Raw genomic sequence first — 6,966 nt, forward strand, 5'->3', positions numbered from 1 at the left:
GAGACCATTTTTGATAATAATAATTTTAAAAATAGCTGTAAGCTTACAGTCAAAAGCTTACAGCAGTAAACGGAGTACAAAATTAGTTCAAAAGCCCGAATTACAGAATAAACATTTGATTTTCTATAATTCGACCTCTTATTCATTTTAATATAAACACCATGTACAAGAAATTACAAAACTACCTTCGTGATTTTTTTGCTTTTAATCAGACAGAAATTAAAGGCTTCATTTTCCTTATCTTGTTAGTATCTCTGCTGATATTTTTCACTTTTATTTTTGATTATATTCCTGAAAAACAGAATGTTGTGTCTTCTGTGGATTCAAAAAAAATAGAAGAATTAATAGCAAAAATCGAAATTAAAGAAGCTTCAGAGAGCCGTAGAACGAAAAAAAATATTTTTTCGGACAAATACTCGAAAGAAATCGACTTTACGGAGTCTTCAAAAACGATAAATTTATTCACTTTTGACCCTAACTTGGCAAGTGTAGGTGATTTAACAAAATTAGGCATACCAACTTTGTTGTCAGAACGCATTGTTAAGTATAGAAGTAAAGGAGGAGTGTTTCGTAAAAAAGAAGATTTGTTGAAAATTTATAGTTTTCCAAATTCACTCTATCAAAAGTTAGCTCCATATATTATTTTATCGAATACTCAATCAACAGTTAAAAATACAGAGGTAGAAAAATTGGTAACAACTAATGAAGTAAAATCTAATGTGATAAAAGAAACTTTTAAAGTACAAGTTTTTGATTTGAACAGAGCCGATACTAACGATTTAAAGAAATTGAAAGGTATTGCTTCAAAACGTGCGATAAGAATTATTCAGGAAAGAGAAAAATTAGGTGGCTTTTATTCGGTAGAACAAGTACGTTACATTTGGGGATTAGACTCTCTTTCTATTGATGAATTGTTGAAATATGGGCGAGTGAATAATCCTTCGATTCGGAAAATTAAAATCAATGAAGTGACTTTGGAAGAATTTAAACATCCTTATTTAAGACCATACATCGCAAAGGCTATCATTGCCTACCGGCAACAGCATGGAAATTTTTCAAGTAAAAAAGATTTAGAAAATATTAAACTTTTAGACGCACAAACGCTTGAAAAACTTTTACCATATTTATCATTCTAAACTGTACCACGGGATTCCATCCCGTGTTTGTATTAGAGTTTTAAAATTTCACGGGATGGAATCCCGTGGTACAGAACTTAAAAAATTATGATTCCAATTTCTGACTTACTCATCTTTATCATCGCCGCTTTTGGCTTGGTCATCACGCCCGGACCGAACATGATTTATTTAATTTCTCGTTCCATCTCTCAAGGCAAACGAGCTGGCATTATTTCGCTGTCAGGTGTGATTGTCGGTTTTCTGTTCCATGTCATCATGGTTTCATTCGGACTCACAGCAATTTTGATGGCAGTACCTTTTGCTTATACTTTTCTGAAATGGTTGGGAGTTGGCTATCTTTTGTACTTGGCTTGGAACGCCATCAAACCGGGAAGCAAATCAGTTTTTGAAACAACATCCTTGAAAGACGACAGTAATTTCAAATTATTTCAGATGGGCTTTTTAACCAATGTGCTCAATCCAAAAATTGCAGTATTCTATATGTCATTCTTTCCGCAGTTTATCAAACCTGAATATGGCAATGTTTTATTTCAAAATTTTCAATTAGGATTTACCCAAATGACGGTCAGTTTTTCGGTGAATCTCATGATTGTTTTGTTTGCGTCAAGCATTTCAACATGGTTTAGCGAAAGACCAACGTGGGTTAAAATTCAAAAATGGTTTATGGCGGGAATTTTGGGAAGTCTTGCCCTAAAATTAGCCTTAGATAAAGCCAAATGAATATTTATTCTATTAATATTGATATAAGTAAACATCATTTCAAAATTAACTTGATTTTACTTATAAATTATTAACAATCAATATTTTAAGGATTACAATGATGATTTGTAAACAAGCAAAATAATAAAATCAACTGCTTTTAATTCATTGAAGGCATAATTCATAATAATGCTTGTTTACAGAGGCTTTAAGAAGGTTTTTTTTACAGTAAAATCACTCAACAACGATATTTTGTAAGCTTACAAAGAAGCTATGTAAGTCAACAAAACTTTTTTGTAAGCTTACAATACTTCAATGTAAACAAACAAAATTGTGATGTTGGGTTGCATAAGAGTAATGTAAACTTTCAGAAAATTAAATATTTACTATAAACCCATTTCTATGAAACAGATTCACGCACTTATCATCGTGTTCTTTTTGAGTTGTTCATCATCTCAAGATTGCCCTGAGAATATCAATATTCTACCAATGTATGGTATGAATAGTGGAGTAAAAAAATGTAAAGAGCAATTACAAATTGATAAGGATTTTATTGAAGAATGTGACAAATACTTTAAAAGTAGGGATGAGGCTTTTACTCGTCATTTGAATGAAGCTTGGGCATATTTCTATAAAAAAGATTATGATAATTCTATGAAACGATTTAATCAAGCTTGGCTTTTAGATAGTACTAATGCAGATGTTTACTGGGGTTTTGGTAATATACTTGGAATGCAATTGAAGTTTGAAGAATCATTAATTTACTTTAATAAGTCGATTAAGTTAAACTCCAAAAACGCTAAAGTTTGGCTTTCGTTAGGGACAAGTTATGCTCAAATTTTTGTTAAAACGAATGATACTAAATGGTTAAATCAGGCAATTGATAGTTTTAAGAAATCAGCCAACTTGGATAATAAAAATGTAGAAGCCTATTCACAATTGACAGCTTCCTATACTTATTTTATGAAGAAAGACAGTGCTTTGAAATATTTAAAGATTACCGATAAACTTGACCCCAATGCTATTAATCCAGATGTGAGAAAATTGCTTTTGAAAAAATAAAGCCTTGCAGTATCAATCAAGGTGAATTCTTTTCCATTCCAAATACTCCAATCTCGTACAATGCCCACAAGGACGAAAACCCAAAGCGATGGCTTCTTGCTCATTTTGAAAGAAGACACGGTTTTGGGTTTTCATTCTTTTACCAGATGTACAATTGAGTTTACCATAAATTTTTAATTTATGATTTCCAGCCCAAAGGATTTTTCTATTTTTAATTAAAGAAAGTATTACTCGATTCGTTCCTTTTTCGTCCAAAAGTGATCGATGTGTTTTCATTTTGCATCATGAAAAATAATTCCCACCGTATAACGATTACCACTATGTAATTTACTTACGCCATGTTTCATCGGCGAACGAAAATATCCTCTTGTTCCTTTAGCTGCTCTGAAATTAGTCGTAAAAATCACCATATCACCTTGCTTGGGTTGTAGCACAATTGCTTGTGACTGTAACCTTGGTTTTTGTTCAATCAATACAAATTCACCTCCAGTATAATCTTCATTTACTTGCGTTAACAACAATACTGCTTGAAAGGGAAAATATAAGTCGCCATACAAATCCTGATGAAGCGTATTAAAATCTCCTTTTTCATATTTCAAAATCAATGGCGTTGGTCTGCATTGATTTTGTTGGCGACAAGCGTCTATAAAATCAGCGTGCTTTTCTGGATAAGTAAAATCAATTCCCAATTTCTGATTCCACTCATTCGCTACTTTTGATAAAGGACTGTACATTTCATTCCTTAAATAAGCAATGCTTTCGGGCAATGGATAAGCAAAATATTTGTACTCGCCTTTTCCAAAATTATAGCGTTTCATCACAATCGTACTTCTATATAAATCCGCTTGTGTGTATGAAGCAATTAATTGTGAACAAACGTCAGTCGGTATCAGTGAAGGAATCACAGCATAACCCTGTTCATCCAAATCTTGTTTGATGATACTCCAATTGAGGGAGTTTCCATTTTTTGAAAGAGACATGTTTTTGTTGGATTTTAAATGATTAAGTTGTTTTAACTTTTGTAGTAGTTCCCCATTAGCAGGCGAATTAATTTGCCTGCTAATGGGAAGAGTTCTGAATACTCCTCATTCCAAATTCAAAACTCATCATTCCTACAGGCTTCCCATCCAACAATTGCCTTCTTCCGAATACTTCCCCAATGATATTCTCCAAGTTTTCCTTCTTTTCTAATCACACGATGACAGGGAATCAAATACGCAATCGGATTATTTCCCACTGCTGTACCGACGGCTCTAACGGCTTTATCTTTTCCAATACTTTCAGCAATTTGTTGATAAGTAGTTAATGAACCTTGCGGAATCGTCAGCAATGCTTCCCAAACTTTCAGTTGAAAATTTGTGCCTTGTACCAATAAATGCAGTTTATCTAATGAACTAAGATGTGGCATAAAAATGCGTTCTATATAAGGATAAGTAATCGAAGTGTTTTCTTGAATGGTAGCAAAAAACCATTTTTTCTTGAAGATTTCTAAATCTTCTATTTTGGTCTGTTCGTCCGTAAATGCCATGCCACAAATTCCTCTTTCAGTAACAGCCAAAAAACATTCACCAAAAGGAGTTTGGTGATAAGCATAACTGATAAGCAAACCTTTTCCACCACTTTTGAATTCTTGTGGAGTAACCGCTTCAATACCTGTGAACAAATCATATACTCTACTTTGGCTTGAAAGTCCAGCGATTTCTGCGGCTTCTATCAAAGTAGCGGTCGATTTAATTTTCGCTTTTAAATAATCAGCCGTTAAGAATTGTAAAAATTTCTTCGGACTCACACCAGCCCATTCCGTAAATATTCTTTGAAAGTGAAAAGGAGAAAGATTTACTTTCTCAGCGATTTCCTCCAAAGTAGGTTGAGCCGTAATATTTTCGCTAATAAACTCGATTGCTTTCGCAATGCGTTCATAATGGTAAGTATCTGTTGTCATGATTTATAAAATTAACGATACAAATGTCGATTGATAAAAGAACATCCTCAACCCGAAAGTTGCTTTTTTTGATATTTTAGATTCAAGACGTAAGAAACAAGATGCAAGTACAAGATTCATTTCCTGACGAACGACACATCTTGTCTTTTTCTTTCGCCTTTTTTCTTGCTTCTTGTATCTTCCACCAAAATTGTCCTAATCCAGCTTTTTCATTAATTTTACATGAAATCAAAAACTTCATCAAATGTCAACAGGATTTTTCAGCGTACCAACGCCCAAGAACGAGCCAATCAACTCGTATGCTCCAAACACAAAGGAGCGTGAAGCACTTATTGCGAAACTTACTGAAATGCGAAGTATCGTAGCAGATGTACCAATGTATATTGGTTCAGAAGAAGTAAGAACAGGAAACAAACAAGCATTAACTTCCCCACACGACCATCAACATATTTTAGGTTACTACCACGAAGGCGACGCCACTCATGTAAATCAAGCCATTGATTCAGCTTTAACAGCAAGAGAAGCTTGGGCAAATTTACCTTGGGAAAATAGAATGGCTATCTTCTTAAAAGCAGCCGACCTTTCAGCCACAAAATATCGTAATGAATTGAATGCTTCAACGATGTTAGGTCAATCAAAAAATGCTTACCAAGCAGAAATTGATGCCGCTTGCGAGTGGATAGACTTTCTTCGTTTCAATGTACATTTTGCCACACAGATTTATGCAGAACAGCCCATCTCTTCTGAAAATGTTTGGAACAGATTAGAGTACCGTCCTTTAGAAGGGTTCGTTTTTGCCGTAACACCTTTCAACTTTACAGCCATTGCAGGAAACCTTCCAGCTTCGGCAGCATTAATGGGAAATGTTGTAGTGTGGAAACCTTCACCACAGCAAATCTATTCTGCCAATGTATTGATGGAAGTATTGAAAGAAGCAGGATTGCCAGATGGCGTAATCAATTTGATTTACACCGATGGTCCATTGACGGGCGATATTGTTTTCAAGCATCCACAATTTGCAGGAGTACATTTTACAGGAAGTACTAAAGTATTCCAACATATTTGGAAAACAATCGGAGAAAACATTCATAAGTATAAATCATATCCAAGAATTGTTGGAGAAACAGGCGGTAAAGATTTTGTGGTAGCCCATAAATCAGCCGATGCAAAAGCACTTGCCGTAGGTTTGGTACGTGGAGCTTTTGAATATCAAGGACAAAAATGTTCGGCAGCTTCAAGAGCATACATTCCAAATACACTTTGGGAACAAACTTGGGAATATATTCAAGCTGATTTAAGTGAAATTAAAGTTGGTCCAGTTGAAGACTTTTCAAATTTCGTCAATGCAGTAATTGATGAAAAAGCTTTTGATAAAATCACTACTTATATAGCGAATGCAAAATCATCTGATAAAGCAAAAGTAATTGCAGGAGGAAACTATGATAAATCAAAAGGATATTTCATCGAACCAACCATTATCCTAACAGGAGACCCACACTATACAACCATGTGTGAAGAAATCTTTGGACCAGTACTTACTATCTATGTATATGATGCCGATAAGTATGAAGAAACCTTAGATATTGTAAATACAACTTCTGATTATGCTCTAACGGGAGCAATCTTCGCACAAGATCGCTATGCTTTAGAAATTGCTAATAAAAAGTTAGTGAACGCAGCAGGTAACTTCTATATTAATGACAAGCCAACAGGAGCAGTAGTTGGACAACAGCCATTCGGAGGAGCAAGAGCATCAGGAACAAATGATAAAGCAGGTTCTAAGTTAAATCTATTAAGATGGGTTTCTCCAAGAACAATCAAAGAAACATTTGTATCGCCAACAGACTATAAGTATCCATTTTTAGGATAGGTTTGAGATAAATCTTGTAGAAATAAATCATAAAAAAGGTCAGTCATTTTTAAATGGCTGACCTTTTTTACTTAAAAAGTAGGCTTGACTAAATGATTTTTCATTTTTTTAGGAAATGGATGAAATAATCTATGTTACTATTTTGTGTATTTTTATAAATATTTTAATTGTCTAAAATTGAGTAGTTTTAGTCATTACTTTTTAGTTGTTTTTTATGGAAAATTTTTTTGATTTTAACTTATTGATAAACAGGGTAT

At 33.8% G+C, this 6,966-nt stretch carries 7 protein-coding genes; 4 read left to right on the forward strand and 3 right to left on the reverse strand.

Annotated features, from left to right (window positions below; all coding sequences use genetic code 11):
• Window positions 1–161: 161 nt before the first annotated feature.
• The 3 genes from VB776_RS23180 to VB776_RS23190 all read left to right on the forward strand — a co-directional run bounded on the left by VB776_RS23180 (window position 162) and on the right by VB776_RS23190 (window position 2,897).
• A complete protein-coding gene (locus tag VB776_RS23180; protein WP_323699249.1) occupies window positions 162–1,136 on the forward strand; it encodes a helix-hairpin-helix domain-containing protein in 975 nt (324 codons plus the stop codon).
• A gap of 87 nt (window positions 1,137–1,223) precedes the next feature.
• Window positions 1,224–1,856 (forward strand): LysE family translocator, encoded by a 633-nt coding sequence (locus VB776_RS23185; protein WP_323699250.1) that lies wholly within the window; start codon window positions 1,224–1,226, stop codon window positions 1,854–1,856.
• A gap of 381 nt (window positions 1,857–2,237) precedes the next feature.
• Window positions 2,238–2,897 (forward strand): tetratricopeptide repeat protein, encoded by a 660-nt coding sequence (locus VB776_RS23190; RefSeq protein ID WP_323699251.1) that lies wholly within the window; start codon window positions 2,238–2,240, stop codon window positions 2,895–2,897.
• Between the two features lie 12 nt (window positions 2,898–2,909).
• Here the strand turns inward: VB776_RS23190 and VB776_RS23195 are convergent, their stop codons facing one another.
• From VB776_RS23195 to VB776_RS23205, 3 genes are all read right to left on the reverse strand, one after another.
• Window positions 2,910–3,173 carry an Ada metal-binding domain-containing protein gene (locus tag VB776_RS23195; protein WP_323699252.1) on the reverse strand — a complete coding sequence of 88 codons (264 nt, stop codon included), beginning with the start codon at window positions 3,171–3,173 and terminating at the stop codon, window positions 2,910–2,912.
• Window positions 3,170–3,877, reverse strand: coding sequence for a 2OG-Fe(II) oxygenase (locus tag VB776_RS23200; RefSeq protein WP_323699253.1), 708 nt, complete (start codon window positions 3,875–3,877; stop codon window positions 3,170–3,172). Before VB776_RS23200 ends, VB776_RS23195 begins: the two co-directional genes overlap by 4 nt.
• Before the next feature lie 116 nt (window positions 3,878–3,993).
• Window positions 3,994–4,839, reverse strand: a complete 846-nt coding sequence (locus VB776_RS23205; RefSeq protein WP_323699254.1) for a bifunctional helix-turn-helix domain-containing protein/methylated-DNA--[protein]-cysteine S-methyltransferase — start codon at window positions 4,837–4,839, stop codon at window positions 3,994–3,996.
• 244 nt (window positions 4,840–5,083) lie between these two features.
• Between VB776_RS23205 and pruA the strand changes: the two genes are divergently transcribed.
• Window positions 5,084–6,709 carry an L-glutamate gamma-semialdehyde dehydrogenase gene (gene pruA, locus VB776_RS23210; RefSeq protein ID WP_323699255.1) on the forward strand — a complete coding sequence of 542 codons (1,626 nt, stop codon included), beginning with the start codon at window positions 5,084–5,086 and terminating at the stop codon, window positions 6,707–6,709.
• The last annotated feature ends 257 nt before the right edge of the window (window positions 6,710–6,966 follow it).

Source organism: Arcicella gelida (assembly GCF_034931025.1).
Classification (GTDB): domain Bacteria; phylum Bacteroidota; class Bacteroidia; order Cytophagales; family Spirosomataceae; genus Arcicella; species Arcicella gelida.

Excerpts from the sequence above, each read along its gene's own strand:
- VB776_RS23180 (WP_323699249.1), top strand. The coding sequence starts at position 162 with ATGTACAAGAAATTACAAAACTACCTTCGTGATTTTTTTGCTTTTAAT.
- VB776_RS23185 (WP_323699250.1), top strand. The coding sequence starts at position 1,224 with ATGATTCCAATTTCTGACTTACTCATCTTTATCATCGCCGCTTTTGGC.
- VB776_RS23190 (WP_323699251.1), top strand. The coding sequence starts at position 2,238 with ATGAAACAGATTCACGCACTTATCATCGTGTTCTTTTTGAGTTGTTCA.
- VB776_RS23195 (WP_323699252.1), bottom strand. The coding sequence starts at position 3,173 with ATGAAAACACATCGATCACTTTTGGACGAAAAAGGAACGAATCGAGTA.
- VB776_RS23200 (WP_323699253.1), bottom strand. The coding sequence starts at position 3,877 with ATGTCTCTTTCAAAAAATGGAAACTCCCTCAATTGGAGTATCATCAAA.
- VB776_RS23205 (WP_323699254.1), bottom strand. The coding sequence starts at position 4,839 with ATGACAACAGATACTTACCATTATGAACGCATTGCGAAAGCAATCGAG.
- pruA (WP_323699255.1), top strand. The coding sequence starts at position 5,084 with ATGTCAACAGGATTTTTCAGCGTACCAACGCCCAAGAACGAGCCAATC.